At 52.9% G+C, this 23,240-nt stretch carries 16 protein-coding genes, 1 tRNA gene and 3 rRNA genes; 15 read left to right on the top strand and 5 right to left on the bottom strand.

Translation table 11 applies throughout. The features are described from left to right. Positions 1-139 precede the first annotated feature (139 nt). From kup to rbsR, 7 genes are all read left to right on the top strand, one after another. Complete coding sequence (gene kup / locus AAEY27_RS22055; RefSeq protein WP_342322877.1) at positions 140-2,008, top strand: low affinity potassium transporter Kup; 1,869 nt, start codon at positions 140-142, stop codon at positions 2,006-2,008. Positions 2,009-2,211: 203 nt separating this feature from the next. Then, positions 2,212-2,631 (top strand): D-ribose pyranase, encoded by a 420-nt coding sequence (gene rbsD / locus AAEY27_RS22050; RefSeq protein ID WP_342322876.1) that lies wholly within the window; start codon positions 2,212-2,214, stop codon positions 2,629-2,631. Positions 2,632-2,638: 7 nt separating this feature from the next. Continuing rightward, the gene (gene rbsA / locus AAEY27_RS22045; RefSeq protein WP_342325678.1) at positions 2,639-4,144 is read left to right on the top strand and encodes a ribose ABC transporter ATP-binding protein RbsA; all 1,506 of its coding nucleotides are present in this window, start codon (positions 2,639-2,641) and stop codon (positions 4,142-4,144) included. A 5-nt stretch (positions 4,145-4,149) separates the two neighbouring features. Next, complete coding sequence (gene rbsC / locus AAEY27_RS22040) at positions 4,150-5,115, top strand: ribose ABC transporter permease (RefSeq protein ID WP_342322875.1); 966 nt, start codon at positions 4,150-4,152, stop codon at positions 5,113-5,115. A 26-nt stretch (positions 5,116-5,141) separates the two neighbouring features. After that, on the top strand, positions 5,142-6,032 hold the full coding sequence (gene rbsB / locus AAEY27_RS22035; RefSeq protein WP_342322874.1) for a ribose ABC transporter substrate-binding protein RbsB: 891 nt from the start codon (positions 5,142-5,144) through the stop codon (positions 6,030-6,032). A gap of 108 nt (positions 6,033-6,140) precedes the next feature. Beyond that, positions 6,141-7,070 (top strand): ribokinase, encoded by a 930-nt coding sequence (rbsK, locus tag AAEY27_RS22030; RefSeq protein WP_342322873.1) that lies wholly within the window; start codon positions 6,141-6,143, stop codon positions 7,068-7,070. Between the two features lie 3 nt (positions 7,071-7,073). Then, positions 7,074-8,066 carry a ribose operon transcriptional repressor RbsR gene (gene rbsR, locus AAEY27_RS22025; protein ID WP_342322872.1) on the top strand — a complete coding sequence of 331 codons (993 nt, stop codon included), beginning with the start codon at positions 7,074-7,076 and terminating at the stop codon, positions 8,064-8,066. On the opposite strand, the gene mdtD is transcribed toward rbsR, so the two are convergent. Both mdtD and AAEY27_RS22015 read right to left on the bottom strand, forming a co-directional pair. Further along, positions 8,058-9,461, bottom strand: coding sequence for a multidrug transporter subunit MdtD (gene mdtD / locus AAEY27_RS22020; RefSeq protein WP_342322871.1), 1,404 nt, complete (start codon positions 9,459-9,461; stop codon positions 8,058-8,060). The genes rbsR and mdtD overlap by 9 nt on opposite strands. An 11-nt stretch (positions 9,462-9,472) precedes the next feature. Further along, positions 9,473-10,162 carry a FadR/GntR family transcriptional regulator gene (locus AAEY27_RS22015; RefSeq protein ID WP_342322870.1) on the bottom strand — a complete coding sequence of 230 codons (690 nt, stop codon included), beginning with the start codon at positions 10,160-10,162 and terminating at the stop codon, positions 9,473-9,475. Positions 10,163-10,619: 457 nt separating this feature from the next. On the opposite strand from AAEY27_RS22015, the gene AAEY27_RS22010 reads away from it, so the two are divergent. From AAEY27_RS22010 to rrf, 4 genes are all read left to right on the top strand, one after another. Then, positions 10,620-12,161: ribosomal RNA gene (locus AAEY27_RS22010) — 16S ribosomal RNA — on the top strand. An 85-nt stretch (positions 12,162-12,246) separates the two neighbouring features. Then, positions 12,247-12,322 (top strand) — tRNA-Glu (locus AAEY27_RS22005). A 231-nt stretch (positions 12,323-12,553) separates the two neighbouring features. After that, a 23S ribosomal RNA gene (locus tag AAEY27_RS22000) occupies positions 12,554-15,459 on the top strand. A gap of 102 nt (positions 15,460-15,561) precedes the next feature. Continuing rightward, a 5S ribosomal RNA gene (rrf, locus tag AAEY27_RS21995) occupies positions 15,562-15,677 on the top strand. Together the 16S, 23S and 5S rRNA genes with 1 tRNA gene alongside form the textbook arrangement of a ribosomal RNA operon. A 68-nt stretch (positions 15,678-15,745) precedes the next feature. Here rrf and mobB read toward each other — a convergent pair. Beyond that, complete coding sequence (mobB, locus tag AAEY27_RS21990; protein ID WP_342322869.1) at positions 15,746-16,255, bottom strand: molybdopterin-guanine dinucleotide biosynthesis protein MobB; 510 nt, start codon at positions 16,253-16,255, stop codon at positions 15,746-15,748. Next, on the bottom strand, positions 16,252-16,779 hold the full coding sequence (gene mobA, locus AAEY27_RS21985; RefSeq protein WP_342325676.1) for a molybdenum cofactor guanylyltransferase MobA: 528 nt from the start codon (positions 16,777-16,779) through the stop codon (positions 16,252-16,254). The genes mobB and mobA overlap by 4 nt, the downstream gene beginning before the upstream one ends. 126 nt (positions 16,780-16,905) lie before the next feature. Between mobA and AAEY27_RS21980 the strand changes: the two genes are divergently transcribed. The 3 genes from AAEY27_RS21980 (at position 16,906) to dsbA (ending at position 18,877) form a co-directional block, all read left to right on the top strand. Beyond that, positions 16,906-17,175, top strand: coding sequence for a YihD family protein (locus AAEY27_RS21980; RefSeq protein WP_342322868.1), 270 nt, complete (start codon positions 16,906-16,908; stop codon positions 17,173-17,175). Positions 17,176-17,250: 75 nt separating this feature from the next. Then, positions 17,251-18,237: a serine/threonine protein kinase gene (locus tag AAEY27_RS21975; RefSeq protein ID WP_342322867.1), complete on the top strand. Its 987-nt coding sequence runs from the start codon at positions 17,251-17,253 to the stop codon at positions 18,235-18,237. 16 nt (positions 18,238-18,253) lie between these two features. Continuing rightward, positions 18,254-18,877 (top strand): thiol:disulfide interchange protein DsbA, encoded by a 624-nt coding sequence (gene dsbA / locus AAEY27_RS21970; RefSeq protein ID WP_342322866.1) that lies wholly within the window; start codon positions 18,254-18,256, stop codon positions 18,875-18,877. 14 nt (positions 18,878-18,891) lie between these two features. On the opposite strand, the gene AAEY27_RS21965 is transcribed toward dsbA, so the two are convergent. Beyond that, complete coding sequence (locus tag AAEY27_RS21965) at positions 18,892-19,800, bottom strand: acyltransferase (RefSeq protein ID WP_342322865.1); 909 nt, start codon at positions 19,798-19,800, stop codon at positions 18,892-18,894. A 421-nt stretch (positions 19,801-20,221) separates the two neighbouring features. Here AAEY27_RS21965 and polA point away from each other — a divergent pair, with 421 nt between their 5' ends. Then, positions 20,222-23,008, top strand: a complete 2,787-nt coding sequence (gene polA, locus AAEY27_RS21960; RefSeq protein ID WP_342322864.1) for a DNA polymerase I — start codon at positions 20,222-20,224, stop codon at positions 23,006-23,008. The last annotated feature ends 232 nt before the right edge of the window (positions 23,009-23,240 follow it).

The following is a 23,240-nucleotide window of genomic DNA, read 5'->3' as shown; positions in this document are numbered from 1 at the left end:
GAACGGGTTTATTTTCTTTGCGCCAGATTAATGTGGCCGCATTTAGGGGTACGATTTTGCAGATAATCGTGCATACTGTGCGCTTTTTGTGGGCCAAGGGACTAAGCACACATTTGTCATTCAAACAAAAGATTAGTCTATGAGCACTGATAATAAGCAATCGTTACCCGCAGTCACACTCGCGGCTATTGGGGTTGTCTACGGTGATATTGGCACCAGCCCACTTTATACACTTCGTGAATGTTTGTCTGGCCAGTTTGGGTTTGGCGTTGAGCGCGACGCCGTATTCGGCTTTTTATCGCTGATCTTCTGGCTGCTGATTTTTGTTGTCTCCATTAAATACCTGACGTTCGTCATGCGGGCAGATAACGCCGGTGAAGGCGGGATTTTGACGTTGATGTCGCTGGCCGGGCGCAACACGTCAGCCAGAATGACCTCGGTATTGGTGATCATGGGATTGATTGGCGGCAGCTTCTTCTATGGCGAAGTGGTGATCACGCCCGCGATTTCGGTGATGTCGGCAATAGAAGGGCTGGAAATTGTCGCGCCCTCGCTCGACACCTGGATTGTGCCCCTCTCTATTGTTGTCTTAACCCTGCTGTTCGCGATTCAAAAACACGGCACCGGGCTGGTGGGTAAGCTGTTTGCGCCCATAATGCTGGCGTGGTTTTTGATTCTGGCGGTGCTGGGCGCGCGAAGCATTCTCGCCAACCCGGAAGTGCTGCAAGCGCTGAACCCAATGTGGGCGGTTAACTTCTTCCTGCAATACAAAACCATTTCTTTCGTGGCGCTGGGTGCCGTGGTGCTGTCCATCACCGGCGTTGAAGCGCTGTATGCGGATATGGGTCACTTCGGCAAGCTGCCGATCCGCGTGGCGTGGTTTATTGTGGTGTTGCCTTCGCTGGTGCTGAACTACTTCGGCCAGGGCGCGTTACTGCTTAAAACCCCGGAAGCGATTAAGAACCCCTTCTTCCTGCTGGCGCCGGATTGGGCGCTGATTCCGATGCTGATTATCGCCACCCTGGCAACGGTCATTGCCTCGCAGGCGGTGATCTCCGGCGTGTTCTCCCTGACTCGCCAGGCAGTACGTTTGGGGTATCTGTCGCCGATGCGCATTATTCATACGTCGGAGATGGAATCCGGGCAGATCTACATCCCGTTTATTAACTGGCTGCTCTATTTCGCTGTGGTACTGGTGATTGTCAGCTTCGAACACTCCAGCAACCTGGCGGCGGCTTATGGGATCGCGGTGACCGGCACCATGGTGCTGACCTCGATTCTTTCGACGACCGTGGCGCGCAAAAACTGGCACTGGAACAAGATCCTCGTTGGCCTGATCCTGATTTTCTTCCTGTGCATCGATGTGCCACTGTTCTCGGCGAACCTCGACAAAATCGTCTCCGGCGGTTGGCTGCCATTAAGTCTCGGCCTGGTGATGTTCCTGGTGATGACCACCTGGAAAAGCGAGCGTTTCCGCCTGCTGCGTCGTATGCATGAACACGGTAATTCTCTGGAGGCGATGATCGCCTCGCTGGAGAAATCCCCGCCGGTGCGCGTGCCGGGCACGGCGGTGTATATGTCCCGTGCGCTGAACGTTATTCCGTTTGCCATGATGCATAACCTCAAGCACAACAAAGTGCTGCATGAGCGCGTGATCCTGCTGACGTTGCGAACTGAAGATGCACCGTATGTGCATAACGTTCGCCGCGTACAGATTGAGCAGCTTTCACCAACGTTCTGGCGCGTGGTGGCCAGTTATGGCTGGCGCGAAACGCCGAATGTGGAAGAGGTGTTCCACCGCTGTGGTCTGGAAGGCCTGAATTGCCGCATGATGGAAACCTCCTTCTTTATGTCGCATGAATCGCTGATTGTTGGCAAACGTCCGTGGTACTTGCGCTTGCGCGGTAAGCTCTACCTGGTGCTGCAACGCAATGCGCTGCGCGCGCCGGATCAGTTCGAAATCCCGCCTAACCGGGTGATTGAACTGGGAACCCAGGTCGAAATTTAGTCCTGATAAACCCCCTCTCTAAGAGGGGTTTTTGCTATTAATTCCCGCTAATTTTACTTAAGAAGATAAAGCTGTTTTTTTCATCATTTCCGTAAACGAAACGTTTCGATATCGATCACACTTCTATCATAGCGTGATAGTTTTTTGACTATTCCTCGTACTACACTGCGGGCAGCGAAACGTTTCGCTAATGGAGCGGAAAAATGAAAAAAGGTTGTGTACTGAACGCTGACATTTCGTCGGTCATCTCTCGTCTTGGTCATACCGATACGCTGGTGGTGTGTGATGCCGGGTTGCCGGTACCGCGTAATACCCAACGCATTGATATGGCGTTAACCCAGGGCGTCCCTTCCTTTATGCAAGTTCTGGAAGTGGTGACAGCGGAAATGCAGGTTGAGGCCGCAATCCTCGCGTCAGAAATCAAACAGCACAACCCACAGCTCCATGAAACGTTGCTCGGTCATATCGAGCAGCTGCAGCAACACCAGGGGAATACCATAGAAGTGCGGTACGTTACGCACGAACAATTAAAAAAACACACCGCGGACAGTCATGCGGTCATTCGCAGCGGGGAGTGTTCCCCGTTTGCGAATATCATTCTCTGTGCTGGCGTCACTTTCTGAGGCCATCATGGACGCGTTATTGCAACTTAAAGGCATTGATAAAGCCTTTCCCGGCGTAAAAGCGCTCTCCGGCGCGGCGCTGAATGTCTACTCTGGCCGCGTGATGGCGCTGGTCGGGGAAAACGGTGCGGGTAAGTCGACGATGATGAAAGTGCTGACCGGCATTTACGCCCGCGACGCCGGTTCACTGTTGTGGCTTGGCAAAGAGACGACATTCAGCGGGCCAAAATCCTCCCAAGAAGCCGGGATCGGCATCATCCACCAGGAACTGAACCTGATCCCGCAACTCACCATTGCCGAAAACATCTTTCTTGGCCGCGAGTTTGTAAACCGCTTCGGCAAGATTGACTGGAAAAAGATGTTTGCCGAAGCCGATAAACTGCTGGTGAAACTGAACCTGCGCTTTAAAAGCGACCGGCTGGTGGGCGAGTTGTCGATTGGCGATCAGCAGATGGTCGAAATCGCCAAAGTGATGAGCTACGAATCGCAGGTCATCATTATGGATGAGCCAACCGATGCGTTGACCGACACGGAAACCGAGTCGCTGTTTCGCGTGATCCGCGAACTAAAAGCGCAAGGGCGCGGCATTGTTTATATCTCCCACCGCATGAAAGAGATTTTCCAGATTTGCGATGACGTCACGGTGTTTCGCGATGGGCAGTTTATTGCCGAACGTGAAGTCCCGACGCTGACCGAAGATACGCTGATTGAAATGATGGTTGGCCGTAAGCTCGAAGATCAATACCCGCGACTGGATAAAGCGCCGGGCGAGGTTCGCCTCACCGTCGATAACCTGTGCGGGCCAGGCGTGGAAAATGTCAGCTTTACCCTGCGCCAAGGTGAAATTCTCGGCGTGGCCGGGTTGATGGGCGCGGGTCGTACCGAGCTGATGAAAGTGCTGTACGGCGCACTGCCGCGCACCAGCGGGTATGTCACCCTTGACGGCCATGAAGTGATCACCCGCTCTCCGCAGGATGGGCTGGCAAACGGCATTGTTTACATCTCTGAAGATCGTAAGCGCGACGGGCTGGTGCTCGGCATGTCGGTCAAAGAAAACATGTCGCTGACCGCGCTGCGCTACTTCAGCCGCACGGGTGGCAACCTGAAACATAAAGATGAGCAGCAGGCGGTGAGCGATTTTATCCGTCTGTTCAATGTGAAAACGCCGTCAATGGAGCAACCGATCGGTTTGCTCTCCGGCGGGAATCAGCAAAAAGTGGCGATTGCGCGCGGCCTGATGACGCGCCCGAAAGTGCTGATCCTCGACGAACCGACCCGTGGCGTGGACGTTGGCGCGAAGAAAGAGATTTATCAGTTAATTAACCAGTTTAAGGCCGATGGCCTGAGCATCATTCTTGTCTCGTCTGAAATGCCGGAAGTGTTGGGCATGAGCGATCGCATTATGGTGATGCATGAAGGGCATCTCGGCGGCGAATTCACGCGCGAGCAGGCCACTCAGGAAGTGTTGATGGCTGCCGCTGTGGGCAAGCTTAATCGTGTGAATCAGGAGTAAAAAAGATGACTACCCAGGCTGTAGCCGGTCGCCGCTATTTCACCAAAGCATGGCTGTTGGAACAAAAATCGTTGATTGCCCTGCTGGTGCTGATTGCCATCGTGTCGACCATGAGCCCCAACTTTTTTACCGTCAATAACCTGTTGAATATCCTACAACAGACATCGGTGAACGCCATTATGGCGGTCGGCATGACGCTGGTGATCCTGACGTCGGGAATCGATCTGTCCGTCGGTTCTCTGCTGGCGCTGACCGGCGCGGTGGCGGCGTCGCTGGTTGGTATGGAAGTGAATGCGCTGGTGGCGGTTGCCGCTGCGCTGGCGCTCGGCGCGGCGATTGGTGCCGTAACCGGCACCATTGTCGCCAAAGGTCGCGTGCAGGCGTTTATCGCAACACTTGTCATGATGCTGCTACTGCGCGGCGTTACGCTGGTCTACACCAACGGCAGCCCGGCCAATACCGGCTTTACAGATAACGCCGATGTGTTTGGTTGGTTTGGGATTGGTCGCCCGCTCGGTGTGCCGACGCCGGTTTGGATCATGGCCGTGGTGTTCCTTGCCGCGTGGTATCTGTTACATCACACCCGCCTGGGCCGCTACATTTATGCGCTGGGCGGTAACGAAGCGGCGACGCGTTTATCCGGCATTAGCGTTGATAAAGTCAAAGTGATTGTTTACTCCCTGTGCGGCCTGCTGGCTTCACTGGCGGGCATTATTGAAGTGGCGCGTCTCTCCTCGGCGCAACCGACTGCAGGCGCAGGCTACGAGCTGGATGCTATCGCGGCGGTGGTGTTGGGCGGAACCAGTCTTGCCGGGGGTAAAGGTCGTATTGTCGGGACATTGATCGGCGCATTAATTCTTGGCTTCCTCAATAATGGATTGAATTTGTTGAGCGTTTCCTCCTATTACCAGATGATCGTGAAAGCAGTGGTGATTCTGCTCGCGGTGCTGGTAGACAACAAAAAGCAGTAATTACCTACACAACAGGACTCATGAATATGAACATGAAAAAACTGGCCACTCTGGTTTCTGCTGTAGCACTGAGCGCCACGGTAAGTGCGAACGCGATGGCGAAAGACTCTATCGCTCTGGTGATTTCCACGCTGAACAACCCGTTCTTTGTTTCGCTAAAAGATGGCGCGCAGAAAGAAGCGGACAAACTGGGTTACGACCTGGTGGTGTTGGACTCGCAGAACAACCCGGCAAAAGAGCTGGCCAACGTCCAGGACTTGACCGTACGCGGCACCAAACTGCTATTGATCAACCCGACCGATTCCGATGCGGTGGGTAACGCCGTGAAAATGGCAAACCAGGCGAAAATCCCGGTGATCACCCTCGACCGTGTTGCGACCAGCGGCGAAGTAGTGAGCCATATCGCATCTGATAACGTTCTCGGCGGTAAAATTGCCGGTGACTACATCGCCAAGAAAGCAGGCGAAGGCGCGAAAGTGATTGAACTGGCTGGCATCGCCGGGACATCCGCAGCGCGTGAGCGTGGCGAAGGTTTCCAGCAGGCGGTTGCCGCGCATAAATTTAACGTGCTGGCCAGCCAGCCGGCAGATTTCGACCGTACTAAGGGCCTGAACGTGATGCAGAACTTGCTGACCGCGCATCCTGACGTGCAGGCGGTATTTGCTCAGAACGATGAAATGGCATTGGGTGCGCTGCGCGCATTGCAGACCGCCGGTAAATCTGACGTGATGGTGGTTGGCTTTGATGGCACACCGGACGGCGTGAAAGCGGTAAATGACGGTAAACTGGCAGCGACTATCGCGCAGTTGCCGGAGCAGATCGGCGCGAAAGGTGTTGATACGGCAGACAAAGTGCTGAAAGGCGAAAAAGTCTACGCGAAAAACCCGGTTGATTTGAAACTGGTCATTAAACAGTAATACAGCGTTCAGGCTACAGGTGCATTCTGGCACTTGAGGGACAACGTAAAAAGAAAAGCATGGCACGCGCCACCGGTAACGGTGGCGCACTTCACGGACAAGCTCATCATGAAAACCGCAGGCAAACTCGTCGTGCTTGGCAGTATCAATGCCGATCATATTCTTAACCTTGAATCTTTCCCGACGCCCGGCGAAACCGTAACCGGCAATCAATATCAGGTTGCTTTCGGCGGCAAAGGCGCGAACCAGGCGGTTGCCGCCGGGCGCAGCGGCGCGAATATTGCCTTTATTGCTTGTACTGGCGATGACGATATCGGCGAGCGGGTCCGTAAACAGCTGGCAAGCGACAATATTGATGTTGCGCCAGTGAGCGTGGTCGCGGGTGAATCCACCGGCGTGGCGCTGATCTTTGTTAACGGCGAAGGTGAGAATGTCATCGGTATTCATGCGGGAGCGAATGCGGCGCTTTCAACGGAACGCGTCGATGCACAGCAAACGCTGATTGCCCAGTCTTCCGCGCTGTTAATGCAGTTGGAATCGCCGGTAGAAAGCGTACTGGCGGCGGCGCGTATCGCCCATCAAAATAACACCACCGTTGCGCTGAACCCGGCGCCGGCACGGGAACTCTCCGACGAACTGCTGTCGCTGGTGGACATCATTACACCGAATGAAACCGAAGCGGAAAAACTCACCGGCATTAAGGTCGCCAGCGATGAAGATGCCGCGCGAGCCGCGCGTGTGCTGCATGATAAAGGCATCAACACGGTGATTATTACGCTGGGAAGCCGCGGTGTGTGGGCCAGCGTAAAGGGCGAAGGCAAACGCGTCGCGGGTTTCAAAGTGAAAGCCATTGATACCATAGCCGCAGGCGACACGTTTAACGGCGCGCTGATGACCGCGCTGCTGGAAGATAAACCGTTAGATGACGCCATTCGTTTTGCTCATGCGGCGGCAGCCATTGCCGTGACGCGTACGGGCGCGCAACCTTCTGTTCCGTGGCGCAATGAGATTGACGATTTTCTTGCTCATCAGGGGTGATGCTTGGCGACCATGAAGGATGTTGCCCGCCTCGCGGGCGTTTCCACCTCTACCGTTTCGCACGTTATTAATAAAGATCGCTTTGTCAGCGAGGCGATTTGCGAAAAGGTCGAGGCGGCGATTAAAACGCTTAACTATGCGCCTTCTGCCATCGCGCGGAGTTTGAAGCTCAACCAGACGCGTACGATTGGCATGCTGATCACCGCCAGTACCAACCCTTTTTATTCAGAACTGGTTCGCGGCGTGGAGCGCAGCTGTTTCGAGCGTGGTTACAGCCTGGTGTTGTGTAACACCGAAGGCGATGAGCAACGGATGAACCGTAACCTGGAAACGCTGATGCAAAAGCGCGTCGACGGGCTGCTTTTACTCTGCACTGAGACGCATCAGCCTTCGAAAGCGATCATGCAACGTTACCCTTCTATTCCCACCGTGATGATGGACTGGGCGCCGTTCGACGGCGACAGCGACTTGATTCAGGACAACTCGCTGCTGGGCGGCATGATGGCGACGCAGCACCTGATCAATAAAGGATTGACGCGCATAGCCTGCATCACCGGGCCGCTGGATAAAACCCCGGCGCGGCTGCGGCTGGAAGGTTATCGTGAAGCGATGGCCCGAGCGGGGTTAACTATCCGCGAGGGGGATGAAATCGAGAGTGACTTTGAGTTTGGCGGCGGCTTTGAGGCGATGCAGTCATTACTGGCAATGAACGAGCGCCCGCAGGCGGTGTTTATTGGCAACGACGCGATGGCGGTTGGCGCTTACCAGGCGCTTTATCAGGCCGGGCTTAAGATCCCGCAGGATATGGCGATTGTCGGTTACGACGATATCGAACTGGCGCGCTATATGACGCCGCCGCTCACCACCATCCATCAACCAAAAGATGAACTGGGTGAGCTGGCGATCGATGTGCTCATCCACCGCATTGCGGAACCTGAACTCCAGCAGCAGCGCTTGCAACTGACACCGGTATTAATGGAACGTGGCTCAGCTTGATTTTTTGTGGCGCTCTTTTATCAGGTTGCGACCATCTTTGGCTTTCAACAGCATGAATACCAGTGCAGACACCAGGGTGACAACGCCCATGGTAATAAAGGTGTAGTGGAATTGCTCGATGGTGTTCACGCTGTCGAAGCCTTCATAAAAACGCAGCACCGCCGCGCTGACCGCAACGCCGAGGCTTATAGACAGTTGCTGCGTTACCGCCAGCACACTGTTGCCGCTGCTGGCGTTTTCATCAGTTAAATCCGCGAGCGTAATGGTGTTCATCGAGGTGAATTGCGTCGACATTGCCATCCCTAACACGAACAGCGGCAGCACCAGCATCCATATCGCCATCGCCTGCGTTTGCAAGGCGAACTGCGCGATCATCAAACCGATAAACAGCGTGACGCCAACCAGCGTTTTGCGATAACCAAACCAGCGCAATATCTGCGTAACCGTCGATTTGGCCAGAATCGAACCCAGCGCGGTGGGGGCCATCATGCAACCGGCGATCAAAGCCGGGTAGCCAAAACCCACCTGCAACATCAGCGGCATTAAAAAGGGGACACAGCCGGTGCCCAGCCGCGAGGCAATATTCCCGGCGATCCCGACGGAAAAGGTGCGTGTTTTAAACAGGTTGAGTGAGATAAGTGGCGTAGGATGGCGGCGCGCGTGGCGAATGTAAGCCAGCAGCAAGGCGATGCCGCTAAAAATAACCGCCAGGGCAAGCCAGCTGGCGACCAGCTTTTCGCCAAACAACTCCATCCCGCTGGAAAACAGCACCAGGCTCAGGCCAAACAGCAAAAAGCCCCATATATCGAAGCTGCGCCGTGGCGTGGTGAAGTTCGGCATATACTTGCGGGCGTAAATCAGCCCCGCGATACCAATCGGGATGTTAATCAGGAAAATCCAGTGCCAGCTCGCCCAGGTGACCAGCACGCCGCCCATCACCGGGCCGAGTATCGGGCCGACAAGGCCTGGCATGGTGACAAAATTCAGCACCGGCAGTAATTCGCTGCGCGGGTAAGCGCGCAGCAAAGCCAGGCGCGCCACCGGCATCATCATCGCGCCGCCAATCCCCTGAATAATGCGGAACACGACCAGCATCGACAGCGAATTGGAAAGTGCGCAGGCCAGCGAGCCGAGGGTAAACAGACTGACCGCCAACATAAAGATACGGCGCGTCCCGAAGCGGTCTGCCAGCCAGCCACTGACCGGGATCAGCATCGCAACCGTTAAGGTGTAACTGATGATGGCGGACTGCATCGCCAAAGGCGAACGATCGAGGCTGTGCGCGATTGCGGGGAGTGCGGTGTTAAGGATGGTGGCGTCCAGTGCCTGCATAAAAAAAGCCATTGCCGCAATCCACGGCAGGCCAGCCATACTGCGCGCTTTCTTCTCTGTCATACAAAATCCTGTTAATAAGGCGTGTTCAATAACTTCTGGCACGCCTGGAACGCGGAATTTCCGTCGCTCTCCTGAATGGCGTCCACAATAGACTGGTGTAGGTCCAGCTTGATCACTTCGTTTTGTGTAATAGAGGCAAAGTAGGTGTGGTAAATCGAATGAAAGAGCATGGAGAAAGAGATAAGGAAGGGATTGTCACTCATCGCATAGATATGTTCGTGCCATGCCATGTCCACTTCTATCCAGCGTTCGCGATTAAACGCTTTTTTCAGGCTCACCATCTCGTCCATTAAGGTATTGAGATGGGCTTTTTGCTCCGCGCTACCCAGCGTAGCGGCGAGCAGGCAGGCTTGTGGCTCCAGGCTGCTGCGCATCACCAGGAAGTGTTGAATGACTTCCTGGACGTTATCTTCGCACATCCACCAGGACAGTAACTCTTTATCAAGGAAGTTCCAGTTGCCCTTGGGCATCACGCGGGTGCCAATGCGCGGGCGGGGCAACACCATACCTTTTGCTGTTAATGTCTTTACCGCTTCTCTGACGGCGGTGCGGCTTACGCCAAACTTCTCGCCCAGTTCCATCTCACCCGGCAAAATGCTCCCCGGTGAGTACTCGCCTTTCAGGATCTGCTGTGCCAGTTTCTCGGCCAGCACCCAGGAGATGTTCTTCTGCGCGGCGAGTTGTTGTGCGTTTAAAGACATTTATTGCTTCCTTTTTACTTCGTATCGCTTGTTAGTATGCCATTCGATATCTGCTAGTGGTGGTAAAAACAGCGAAACCAGCCATTTATGCCGCTTTTATCCGCGCTTTGTTGAAAAAAGAGGCGGTTGAAAAGTTTTTTGAATTTAGGGGTTGTCAGCCGGAATTAACTCCCTATAATGCGCCTCCACTGACACGGCACAACGGCAGACACACCGGCCTGTCAGGTGAAGAATTCTGAAAATAATCAGTTGACTTCACGGCGGGAAAGCGTAATATGCACACCCCGCGCCGCAGCGAAAAGCGAGGCGGCACTGCTCTTTAACAATTTATCAGACAATCTGTGTGGGCACTCAGGGGATATGGATTCTTGAACGTCGCAAGACGCTAAATGAATACCAAGTCTCACGGGTGAACACGTAATTCATTACGAAGTTTAATTCAGTGAGCATCAAACTTAAATTGAAGAGTTTGATCATGGCTCAGATTGAACGCTGGCGGCAGGCCTAACACATGCAAGTCGGACGGTAACAGGAAGCAGCTTGCTGCTTTGCTGACGAGTGGCGGACGGGTGAGTAAAGTCTGGGAAACTGCCTGATGGAGGGGGATAACTACTGGAAACGGTAGCTAATACCGCATAATGTCGCAAGACCAAAGAGGGGGACCTTCGGGCCTCTTGCCATCAGATGTGCCCAGATGGGATTAGCTAGTAGGTGGGGTAAAGGCTCACCTAGGCGACGATCCCTAGCTGGTCTGAGAGGATGACCAGCCACACTGGAACTGAGACACGGTCCAGACTCCTACGGGAGGCAGCAGTGGGGAATATTGCACAATGGGCGCAAGCCTGATGCAGCCATGCCGCGTGTATGAAGAAGGCCTTCGGGTTGTAAAGTACTTTCAGCGGGGAGGAAGGGGAAATGGTTAATAACCATTTTCATTGACGTTACCCGCAGAAGAAGCACCGGCTAACTCCGTGCCAGCAGCCGCGGTAATACGGAGGGTGCAAGCGTTAATCGGAATTACTGGGCGTAAAGCGCACGCAGGCGGTCTGTCAAGTCGGATGTGAAATCCCCGGGCTCAACCTGGGAACTGCATTCGAAACTGGCAGGCTTGAGTCTCGTAGAGGGAGGTAGAATTCCAGGTGTAGCGGTGAAATGCGTAGAGATCTGGAGGAATACCGGTGGCGAAGGCGGCCTCCTGGACGAAGACTGACGCTCAGGTGCGAAAGCGTGGGGAGCAAACAGGATTAGATACCCTGGTAGTCCACGCCGTAAACGATGTCGACTTGGAGGTTGTGCCCTTGAGGCGTGGCTTCCGGAGCTAACGCGTTAAGTCGACCGCCTGGGGAGTACGGCCGCAAGGTTAAAACTCAAATGAATTGACGGGGGCCCGCACAAGCGGTGGAGCATGTGGTTTAATTCGATGCAACGCGAAGAACCTTACCTGGTCTTGACATCCACAGAACCTGGCAGAGATGCCGGGGTGCCTTCGGGAACTGTGAGACAGGTGCTGCATGGCTGTCGTCAGCTCGTGTTGTGAAATGTTGGGTTAAGTCCCGCAACGAGCGCAACCCTTATCCTTTGTTGCCAGCGGTCCGGCCGGGAACTCAAAGGAGACTGCCAGTGATAAACTGGAGGAAGGTGGGGATGACGTCAAGTCATCATGGCCCTTACGACCAGGGCTACACACGTGCTACAATGGCGCATACAAAGAGAAGCGACCTCGCGAGAGCAAGCGGACCTCATAAAGTGCGTCGTAGTCCGGATTGGAGTCTGCAACTCGACTCCATGAAGTCGGAATCGCTAGTAATCGTGAATCAGAATGTCACGGTGAATACGTTCCCGGGCCTTGTACACACCGCCCGTCACACCATGGGAGTGGGTTGCAAAAGAAGTAGGTAGCTTAACCTCCGGGAGGGCGCTTACCACTTTGTGATTCATGACTGGGGTGAAGTCGTAACAAGGTAACCGTAGGGGAACCTGCGGTTGGATCACCTCCTTACCTGAAAGAACCTGCCCCTGCAGTGCCCACACAGATTGTCTGATGAAAAGCAGAAAGCAAGGCGTCTTGCGATTGAGACTTCAGTGTCCCCTTCGTCTAGAGGCCCAGGACACCGCCCTTTCACGGCGGTAACAGGGGTTCGAATCCCCTAGGGGACGCCACGCGTTAACTGATGAGGTTGAACCTCGCAGGGGACGCCACTTGCTGGTTTGTGAGTGAAAGTCACCGGCCCTGATATTTCAAAACTGACTTGTAAAGTCACGTTTGAAATATCTGCTCTTTAAAAATCTGGATCAAGCTGAAAATTGAAACGCGGAGCAGTGCGAACTGTTCCGTGAGTCTCTCAAATTTTCGCAACGTGATGATGCGTAAGAAACATCTTCGGGTTGTGAGGTTAAGCGACTAAGCGTACACGGTGGATGCCCTGGCAGTCAGAGGCGATGAAGGACGTGCTAATCTGCGAAAAGCGCCGGTAAGGTGATATGAACCGTTATAGCCGGCGATGTCCGAATGGGGAAACCCGGTGCACTCAGGTGCATCATCACAGCATGAATCCATAGTGCTGTGAAGCGAACCGGGGGAACTGAAACATCTAAGTACCCCGAGGAAAAGAAATCAACCGAGATTCCCCCAGTAGCGGCGAGCGAACGGGGAACAGCCCAGAGCCTGAATCAGTTTGTGTGTCAGTGGAAGCGTCTGGAAAGTCGCGCGATACAGGGTGAAAGCCCCGTACACGAAGATGCACATGCTGTGAGCTCGAAGAGTAGGGCGGGACACGTGGTATCCTGTCTGAATATGGGGGGACCATCCTCCAAGGCTAAATACTCCTGACTGACCGATAGTGAACCAGTACCGTGAGGGAAAGGCGAAAAGAACCCCGGCGAGGGGAGTGAAAGAGAACCTGAAACCGTGTACGTACAAGCAGTGGGAGCCTCATTAATGGGGTGACTGCGTACCTTTTGTATAATGGGTCAGCGACTTATATTCTGTAGCAAGGTTAACCGTATAGGGGAGCCGAAGGGAAACCGAGTCTTAACTGGGCGTTAAGTTGCAGGGTATAGACCCGAAACCCGGTGATCTAGCCATGGGCAGGTTGAAGGTTGGGTAACACTAACTGGAGGACCGAACCGACTAATGTTGAAAAATTAGCGGATGACCTGTGGCTGGGGGTGAAAGGCCAATCAAACCGGGAGATAGCTGGTTCTCCCCGAAAGCTATTTAGGTAGCGCCTCGTGAATTCATCTCCGGGGGTAGAGCACTGTTTCGGCTAGGGGGCCATCCCGGCTTACCAACCCGATGCAAACTACGAATACCGGAGAATGTTATCACGGGAGACACACGGCGGGTGCTAACGTCCGTCGTGAAGAGGGAAACAACCCAGACCGCCAGCTAAGGTCCCAAAGTCATGGTTAAGTGGGAAACGATGTGGGAAGGCCCAGACAGCCAGGATGTTGGCTTAGAAGCAGCCATCATTTAAAGAAAGCGTAATAGCTCACTGGTCGAGTCGGCCTGCGCGGAAGATGTAACGGGGCTAAACCATGCACCGAAGCTGCGGCAGCGACGCTTATGCGTTGTTGGGTAGGGGAGCGTTCTGTAAGCCGTTGAAGGTGTGTCGTGAGGCATGCTGGAGGTATCAGAAGTGCGAATGCTGACATAAGTAACGATAAAGCGGGTGAAAAGCCCGCTCGCCGGAAGACCAAGGGTTCCTGTCCAACGTTAATCGGGGCAGGGTGAGTCGACCCCTAAGGCGAGGCCGAAAGGCGTAGTCGATGGGAAACAGGTTAATATTCCTGTACTTGGTGTTACTGCGAAGGGGGGACGGAGAAGGCTATGTCGGCCGGGCGACGGTTGTCCCGGTTTAAGCGTGCAGGTGGAACGACCAGGTAAATCCGGTTGTTTTTAACACTGAGGCGTGATGACGAGGCACCACGGTGCTGAAGTGACAAATGCCCTGCTTCCAGGAAAAGCCTCTAAGCATCAGGTAACACGAAATCGTACCCCAAACCGACACAGGTGGTCAGGTAGAGAATACCAAGGCGCTTGAGAGAACTCGGGTGAAGGAACTAGGCAAAATGGTGCCGTAACTTCGGGAGAAGGCACGCTGGTGCGTAGGTGAAGTGACTTGCTCACGGAGCTGAAACCAGTCGAAGATACCAGCTGGCTGCAACTGTTTATTAAAAACACAGCACTGTGCAAACACGAAAGTGGACGTATACGGTGTGACGCCTGCCCGGTGCCGGAAGGTTAATTGATGGGGTCAGCGCAAGCGAAGCTCCTGATCGAAGCCCCGGTAAACGGCGGCCGTAACTATAACGGTCCTAAGGTAGCGAAATTCCTTGTCGGGTAAGTTCCGACCTGCACGAATGGCGTAATGATGGCCAGGCTGTCTCCACCCGAGACTCAGTGAAATTGAACTCGCTGTGAAGATGCAGTGTACCCGCGGCAAGACGGAAAGACCCCGTGAACCTTTACTATAGCTTGACACTGAACACTGAGCCTTGATGTGTAGGATAGGTGGGAGGCTTTGAAGCGTGGACGCCAGTCTGCGTGGAGCCGACCTTGAAATACCACCCTTTAATGTTTGATGTTCTAACGTGGACCCGTGAACCGGGTTGCGGACAGTGTCTGGTGGGTAGTTTGACTGGGGCGGTCTCCTCCTAAAGCGTAACGGAGGAGCACGAAGGTCAGCTAATCCTGGTCGGACATCAGGAGGTTAGTGCAATGGCATAAGCTGGCTTGACTGCGAGCGTGACGGCGCGAGCAGGTGCGAAAGCAGGTCATAGTGATCCGGTGGTTCTGAATGGAAGGGCCATCGCTCAACGGATAAAAGGTACTCCGGGGATAACAGGCTGATACCGCCCAAGAGTTCATATCGACGGCGGTGTTTGGCACCTCGATGTCGGCTCATCACATCCTGGGGCTGAAGTAGGTCCCAAGGGTATGGCTGTTCGCCATTTAAAGTGGTACGCGAGCTGGGTTTAGAACGTCGTGAGACAGTTCGGTCCCTATCTGCCGTGGGCGCTGGAGAACTGAGGGGGGCTGCTCCTAGTACGAGAGGACCGGAGTGGACGCATCACTGGTGTTCGGGTTGTCATGCCAATGGCACTGCCCGGTAGCTAAATGCGGAAGAGATAAGTGCTGAAAGCATCTAAGCACGAAACTTGCCCCGAGATGAGTTCTCCCTGAGACTTAAAGTCTCCTGAAGGAACGTTGAAGACGACGACGTTGATAGGCCGGGTGTGTAAGCGCAGCGATGCGTTGAGCTAACCGGTACTAATGAACCGTGAGGCTTAACCTTACAACGCCGAAGATGTTTTGGTGTGAGAGAGAGAAGATTTTCAGCCTGATACAGATAAAGCCGGGTGCGGAGGAGAAGTCTGCGCGCGGTAAACAGAATTTGCCTGGCGGCAACAGCGCGGTGGTCCCACCTGACCCCATGCCGAACTCAGAAGTGAAACGCCGTAGCGCCGATGGTAGTGTGGGGTCTCCCCATGCGAGAGTAGGGAACTGCCAGGCATCAAATAAGAAGAACCCCGACCGGAAGGTTGGGGTTTTTTGCTTTGTAACGCTGAGAACCCGTAAAATTAACGGCTTTGATTAAGCCAGCGCAAAATAAAGTCGGCAATCTGCTCAATATCATTCAAATCAAGCACAAGCACATCCAATTCCAGTTCAACATCACTGGCAATAGCAATGACATGTTCATCCAGTGTTAACTCTTTCAGTTGATGCCCGCAGTCCTGGCGCCAGAGCAAGATCTTTGAAACCAGCTCATGTTTAAAACCCTCGACGAGCACCAAATCCAGCTTAGTTTCATCCATCCGGCTGACCAGATATGCCAGATCCAGCTCTGTTTCGTCCGGCGTTTCAGTCATCAATGCCCAGCGTTGCGAACTGGCCACTAGCGTCTGTGCGGCTCCAGCCTTACGTAACTCGTAACTGTCTTTACCGGGTTTATCGACGTCCATATCATGATGGGTATGTTTGATTAACCCAGGGCGGATACCTCGTGCACAAAGTACCGGGATCAGTTTTTTGAGCAGTGTCGTTTTTCCTGTTCCACTCCAGGCAGCAACAGCAAGTAAAGGAATCATGGTTTCTCCTGCCAATGAGCAAGATCTTCAGGCGTGTTCACATTGGCGAACGCGCTTTTAACATCGCTGAAATCCACTGAATGGCCACCCATTTCACGCATAAACACCATTACTCTGCGTTCACCTCGTGCCAGATATGCTTGTAAATGCGGCAAAATATCACGATGAAGCAGAGCAATAGCTGGATGATCCCGCTCACCGTCATGAACCCAAACCGCCGGAGCGTGCTTGCGTTTTTCCTGCAATCGCGCAACGAGATTTGCAGGAACATGCGGCGTATCGCACGGGCAAAACAGAAACCACTCTCCGTGGCTTTGCTGTAGAACTGCTAACATTCCCGCCAATGGGCCTGGAAAATCACCCAGCGAGTCCGCCACAACGGTTAGGCCGCTGGCACGGTAAATATCGAGATTTCGATTAGCGCTGATCATCACGCTGGCGACCTGCGGTTCCAGCCTTTGTGCAACATGTTGCCAGAGCGGTTTCCCATTGAGTTCCAGCAATCCCTTGTCTTTGCCCCCCATGCGCGAAGCTTTTCCTCCCGCCAGTACCACTCCAGTTACTGCACCCCTATCCGTCACCAGTATCGCCTCTTTTATTGTGTGATTGACCCTGCTAACGTGTCTGCACCAAGAGTAAGGAGCACGACCATGAAATGTAAACGCCTGAACGAAGTCATCGAACTCCTCCAGCCCGCATGGCAGAAAGAGCCAGAACTTAATTTAATGCAATTTTTACAGAAACTGGCGCAAGAGTCAGGTTACGACGGCGAACTCGCAGATTTAAGTGATGACATTCTGATCTATCACCTGAAAATGCGTGATTCCTCGAAAGACGCTGTAATTCCGGGTGTTCAAAAAGATTACGAAGAAGATTTTAAAACCGCGCTGCTGCGCGCCCGCGGCGTAATTAAAGAGTAAAAGCTTGTAAGCGGCGCAACCGAAAGCGCCGCGAAATGATATCCTGAATTATTCGTCGTATTTTCGGATCTCAGGATGACCTGCAACGCCTTCACTTTCCAGACACTTCACCCGGATACCATCATGGATGCGCTGTTTGAACAGGGGATCCGAGTCGACTCTGGCCTGACTCCACTCAACAGCTACGAAAACCGTGTTTACCAATTTCAGGATGAAGATCGACGTCGTTACGTGGTGAAGTTTTATCGTCCGCAACGCTGGTCCGTAGAGCAAATCCTTGAAGAGCATGAGTTTGCTCTGGATCTCCAGAAGGATGACGTTCCGGTCGTCGCGCCGCTCGCTTTTCATCGCCAAACGTTACCCACCCATCAGGATTTTCATTTCGCCATTTTCCCCAGCGTTGGCGGCCGCCAGTTTGAAGCGGACAATCTCGATCAGATGGAGTGGGTTGGTCGTTATCTCGGTCGTCTTCATCAAACCGGCAGTAAAAAACGCTTCTCCAGCCGTCCCGAAATTGGCGTAAAAGAGTATTTGATTGAACCACGCCAGCTCTTTGAAACCACAGCGCTTATTCCCGCTGGTTTAAAAGATGCGTTTCTGCGCGCGGTGGATAAGCTTATCGATGCCGTTATGGCGCAATGGCACAATCGCTTCAATCTCCTGCGCCTGCACGGTGATTGTCACGCAGGGAATATCCTCTGGCGCGATGGGCCTATGTTTGTCGATCTGGACGATGCGCGTAACGGCCCAGCGGTACAGGATTTGTGGATGTTGCTGCATGGCGATAAAACAGAACAGCGCATGCAGCTGGAGATGATCGTTGAGGCATATGAAGAGTTTAGCGAGTTCAATACCGCTGAGCTTGGTCTGATCGAGCCACTGCGTGCAATGCGCCTGGTTTACTATCTGGCGTGGCTTATTCGTCGTTGGGACGATCCGGCGTTTCCTAAAAACTTCCCATGGCTGAACAGTGAAGATCACTGGCGCAGACAAACACTGATTTTTCTTGAACAGGTGAACGTTCTGCAAGAACCACCTTTAGCATTAACACCCATGTATTAAACGGAGAGAGTTAACCATGAAGAAGATTTGGCTGGCGCTGGCAGGAATGATTCTGGCTTTTAGCGCCTCAGCAGCGGATATCACCGACGGTAAACAATTCACTACCCTCGAAAAGCCGGTGGCGGGTGAACCTCAGGTTCTTGAGTTCTTCTCATTCTATTGCCCACACTGCTACGACTTTGAGCAGGTATGGCATGTTTCCGATGCGGTGAAACAGAAGCTGCCGCAGGGCACCAAAATGACCAAATACCATGTTGAGTTCCTGGGGCCGCTGGGCAAAGAGCTAACTCAGGCTTGGGCTGTTGCGATGGCGCTTGGTGTGGAAGATAAAATCACTTCCCCGATGTTTGAAGCGGTACAAAAAACGCAGACCGTTCAGTCTGTTGCTGATATCCGTGATGTCTTCATCAGCGCAGGTGTGAAAGGTGAAGAGTATGACGCAGCATGGAACAGCTTCGTGGTGAAATCACTGGTTGCTCAGCAAGAAAAAGCCGCTGCCGATCTGCAACTTCAGGGCGTCCCGGCAATGTTCGTTAACGGTAAATACCAAGTCAATCAACAAGGTATGGATGGCAGTAGCCTCGATGCCTTCGTGAAAAGCTACGTAGACACTGTGAAATATCTGGTTGAGAAGAAGTAAAAAAATAACGCCGGTTACTGACCGGCGTTTTTGTATTGCGCTTTAATCACGTCGATGCGTTCGTCTTTACCGAGCCATAGCTTATTCAGCCATTGCTGAAAGCCCCGTTTAAAGTTTTTGTCGCTGACATAATCCCCGTGCAGTTCCTCATTCACTGGCAGTAAATCGATACGAACGACAATGCGTGTCAGCTTACCGCTGAGCATATCGAAGAATGGGGTTCGGTCATTTTCCGGGTAGCACAGGGTGACATCTAGAAGCTTATCGAATTGTTTACCCAGCACGTTCAATGCCATTGCCACGCCGGCCGCTTTGGGTGGCAATAGATTCTTAAAGGGAGAACGCGTTTGATGGCGCTTATCTTCGGTAAAGCGCGAGCCTTCAACGAAATTCACGATCGTTGTGGGATGATGGCGAAACTTCTCGCATGAACGGCGCGTTGTTTCAACATCTTTGCCGCGACGTTCCGGGTGGCGAATGAGGTAGCTTCTGGAGTAACGCCGCATAAAGGGCATATCCAACGCCCAGCACGCGAGGCCAATGAAGGGTACCCAAGCCAATTGCTGCTTAAGGAAGTATTTATTCATCGGAATATGTTTGCGAAACAGTACGCATAACACCACGATATCTGACCAGCTATGATGATTGCAGATCAGCAAATACCAGTTCTTATTATCCAGTCCTTCCAGCCCTTCAACGTCCCATTTTAGATAGGGATTCAGATGCAACAGCCAAGAAAGCCCTTCGCACCAGCAATACATCATAAAATTGCAGAAGGCTGAGATTGCACGCCACAGAAATGGAATCGGGAGTAATAGTTTTAGCATCCCGGCGACAATAATTGGCACGGAACAAACAACGGTAACCAAAATGGTTAGCAGCACACTCAAAACCAGAGTGCTTACTGCAAGAAATCTCGACATAGTTATATGATTCAGAAAGTTAGCCGAAAAATGCTCGCTAACGAAAGCGCAAGGCGCAGATTTTATCAGAAAATAGGTCGCTGCAAGCGTAATCCTTATGAGTGTTGCTGCCAGGTACGTGAAGGGGAAGTCAATCGTCTTTTCTTATATCCACATAGAGTAAATTGCCACCAAAATACAATAACGATCCCTGGTGTTGTTATAACTACATGAATTTAAAGTATTTGTATAAATCTGCGATCAAAGTGAAGCCACAAAAATCCAGCCCAAAATAAACTATTCACAAACTTATCCACAGGATGATTGTGCGAGCGATCCCGACGATCGCGAAATCTTTTCCGGCATTTACCGGGAAAAACTCATGTTTTCCCCCTGTCTGTGGCATCCTTTAACCATAAATTGATAAACAGGCATGGACATCATGGTTCAGATCCCAGAAAACCCACTCATTCTTGTTGACGGCTCGTCTTACCTCTATCGCGCTTATCATGCGTTTCCACCTCTGACCAACAGTGTCGGGGAACCCACCGGTGCAATGTACGGCGTGTTGAATATGCTGCGTAGTTTGTTATTGCAGTATCAGCCGACACATGTCGCAGTGGTGTTTGACGCGAAGGGTAAAACGTTCCGTGATGAGTTGTTTGAACATTACAAATCTCACCGCCCGCCGATGCCGGATGACCTGCGTGCGCAAATTGAGCCGTTACACGCCATGGTAAAAGCGATGGGGTTGCCGTTGCTGGCTGTTTCCGGTGTTGAGGCCGATGACGTGATCGGTACGCTGGCGCGTGAAGCGGATAAAAATGGTCGCCCTGTGCTGATCAGTACCGGTGATAAAGATATGGCGCAGCTGGTGACGCCAAATATCACGCTGATTAATACCATGACCAACACCATTCTTGGCCCAGATGAAGTTGTCACCAAATATGGCGTGCCGCCAGAACTTATCATCGATTTCCTCGCGCTGATGGGTGACTCCTCGGATAACATCCCTGGCGTTCCGGGCGTTGGTGAGAAAACGGCGCAGGCATTGTTGCAGGGCCTCGGTGGTCTGGACGCGCTGTATGCTGAGCCGGATAAAATTGCCGGGCTGACTTTCCGTGGTGCCAAAACCATGGCGGCTAAGCTAGAGCAGAATAAAGAGGTCGCCTATCTCTCTTATCAACTGGCGACTATCAAAACGGATGTTGAACTGGAACTGACGTGCGAGCAATTGGAAGTTCAGCAGCCCGCAACGCAAGCGTTGATTGAGCTGTTCAAAAAGTACGAATTCAAGCGCTGGACGGCGGATGTGGAAGCCGGCAAGTGGCTGCAAGCAAAAGGAAGCAAGCCGGGCGCGAAGCCGCAGGAAACCATCGTGGTGGAAGCGGAGCCCGATATTCCTGCCGCCACACTTTCTGCGGAAAATTACGTCACTATCCTTGATGAAGAAACGTTGCAAGCGTGGATCGCCAGGCTGAAAAAAGCGCCGCTGTTTGCTTTCGATACCGAAACGGACAGCCTGGACAATATCAGCGCTAACCTGGTTGGGCTCTCCTTTGCCACGGAGCCTGGTGTAGCGGCGTATGTGCCGGTGGCGCATGACTATCTTGACGCACCAGATCAAATTTCCCGCGATCGCGCGCTTGAGTTGTTGAAGCCGCTGCTGGAAGACGAAAACGCCCCCAAAGTGGGGCAGAACCTGAAATACGATCGTGGTGTGCTGGAAAATTATGGTATTGAACTGCGCGGAATCGCCTTCGATACCATGCTGGAGTCCTACACGCTAAATAGCGTTGTTGGTCGTCACGACATGGACACCCTTTCAGAGCGCTGGTTGAAGCACAAAACCATCACCTTTGAAGAGATTGCAGGCAAAGGCAAAAATCAGCTGACCTTTAACCAGATTGCGCTGGAGCAGGCCGGTCAGTACGCGGCGGAAGACGCGGATGTCACGCTGCAATTGCATCTGGCGATGTGGCCAGAACTGCAAAAAGCCGCAGGGCCGCTTAATGTGTTCCAGAATATCGAAATGCCGCTGGTTCCGGTGATTTCACGCATTGAACGTAACGGCGTCAATATCGATCCCGCCGTGCTGCATAAACACTCTGAAGAGTTGACGCTGCGCCTGGCGGAGCTGGAGAAAAAAGCGCACGAGATCGCTGACGAGCCTTTTAACCTCTCTTCCCCCAAGCAACTGCAAACGATATTGTTTGAAAAACAGGGTATTAAACCGCTGAAGAAAACGCCGGGCGGCGCGCCGTCCACGTCGGAAGAGGTGCTGGAAGAGCTGGCGCTGGATTACCCATTGCCGAAAGTGATTCTGGAATACCGTGGATTGGCGAAACTCAAATCAACGTATACCGACAAATTGCCGCTGATGATCAACCCGAAAACTGGGCGCGTTCATACGTCATACCATCAGGCGGTGACGGCGACCGGGCGTTTGTCCTCCACCGATCCGAACCTGCAAAACATTCCGGTACGTAATGAAGAAGGTCGCCGTATTCGCCAGGCTTTTATCGCGCCGAAAGATTACGTGATTGTTTCTGCGGATTACTCACAAATTGAACTGCGTATTATGGCGCACCTCTCGCGTGATAAAGGCCTGCTGACGGCGTTTGCCGAAGGCAAAGACATCCACCGGGCGACGGCGGCGGAAGTTTTTGGTTTGCCGCTGGACAGTGTCAGCAATGAACAGCGCCGCAGCGCGAAGGCGATTAACTTTGGGCTGATTTACGGCATGAGTGCGTTTGGCTTATCGCGCCAGTTGAATATTCCGCGGAAAGAGTCGCAAAAATATATGGATCTCTACTTCGAACGCTACCCTGGTGTGCTGGAGTATATGGAGCGGACCCGCGCGCAGGCGAAAGAAAATGGCTATGTTGAAACCCTTGATGGGCGTCGTCTTTATCTTCCGGACATCAAATCAAGTAACGCGGCCAGACGCGCAGGTGCTGAACGCGCGGCGATCAACGCGCCAATGCAGGGGACCGCGGCGGATATCATCAAACGCGCGATGATCGCCGTTGATGACTGGCTGCAAAATGAGAAACCTCGCGTACGCATGATCATGCAGGTGCACGATGAACTGGTGTTCGAAGTGCATAAAGATGATGTCGAGGCAGTGTCGAAAAAGATCCATGAGCTGATGGAAAGTAGTACAAAACTGGATGTGCCGTTACTGGTAGAAGTCGGAAGTGGGCCAAACTGGGATCAGGCGCACTAAGTGTGCGACGTGAAAGGGAGTTTTCTGTAAGTAAGCAACATATCGCTGCTATTTTGTGACGATCATTAGAATTCCCTATGTAAAAAGTGAAAAGAAATTACAAAAAGTGCTTTGTCCAGATCCAAAAAGGGAGTAGAGTTATTCGTGTAGGGTACAGAGGTAAGATGTTCTATCTTTCAGACCTTTTACTTCACGTAATCGGATTTGGCTGAATATTTAGCCGCCCCAGTCA

This window comes from Kosakonia sp. BYX6, from assembly GCF_038449125.1.
Lineage (GTDB): Bacteria > Pseudomonadota > Gammaproteobacteria > Enterobacterales > Enterobacteriaceae > Kosakonia > Kosakonia calanthes.
Note: the sequence above shows the minus strand (reverse complement) of the source record. Positions and strands in the feature narration are given on the sequence as shown.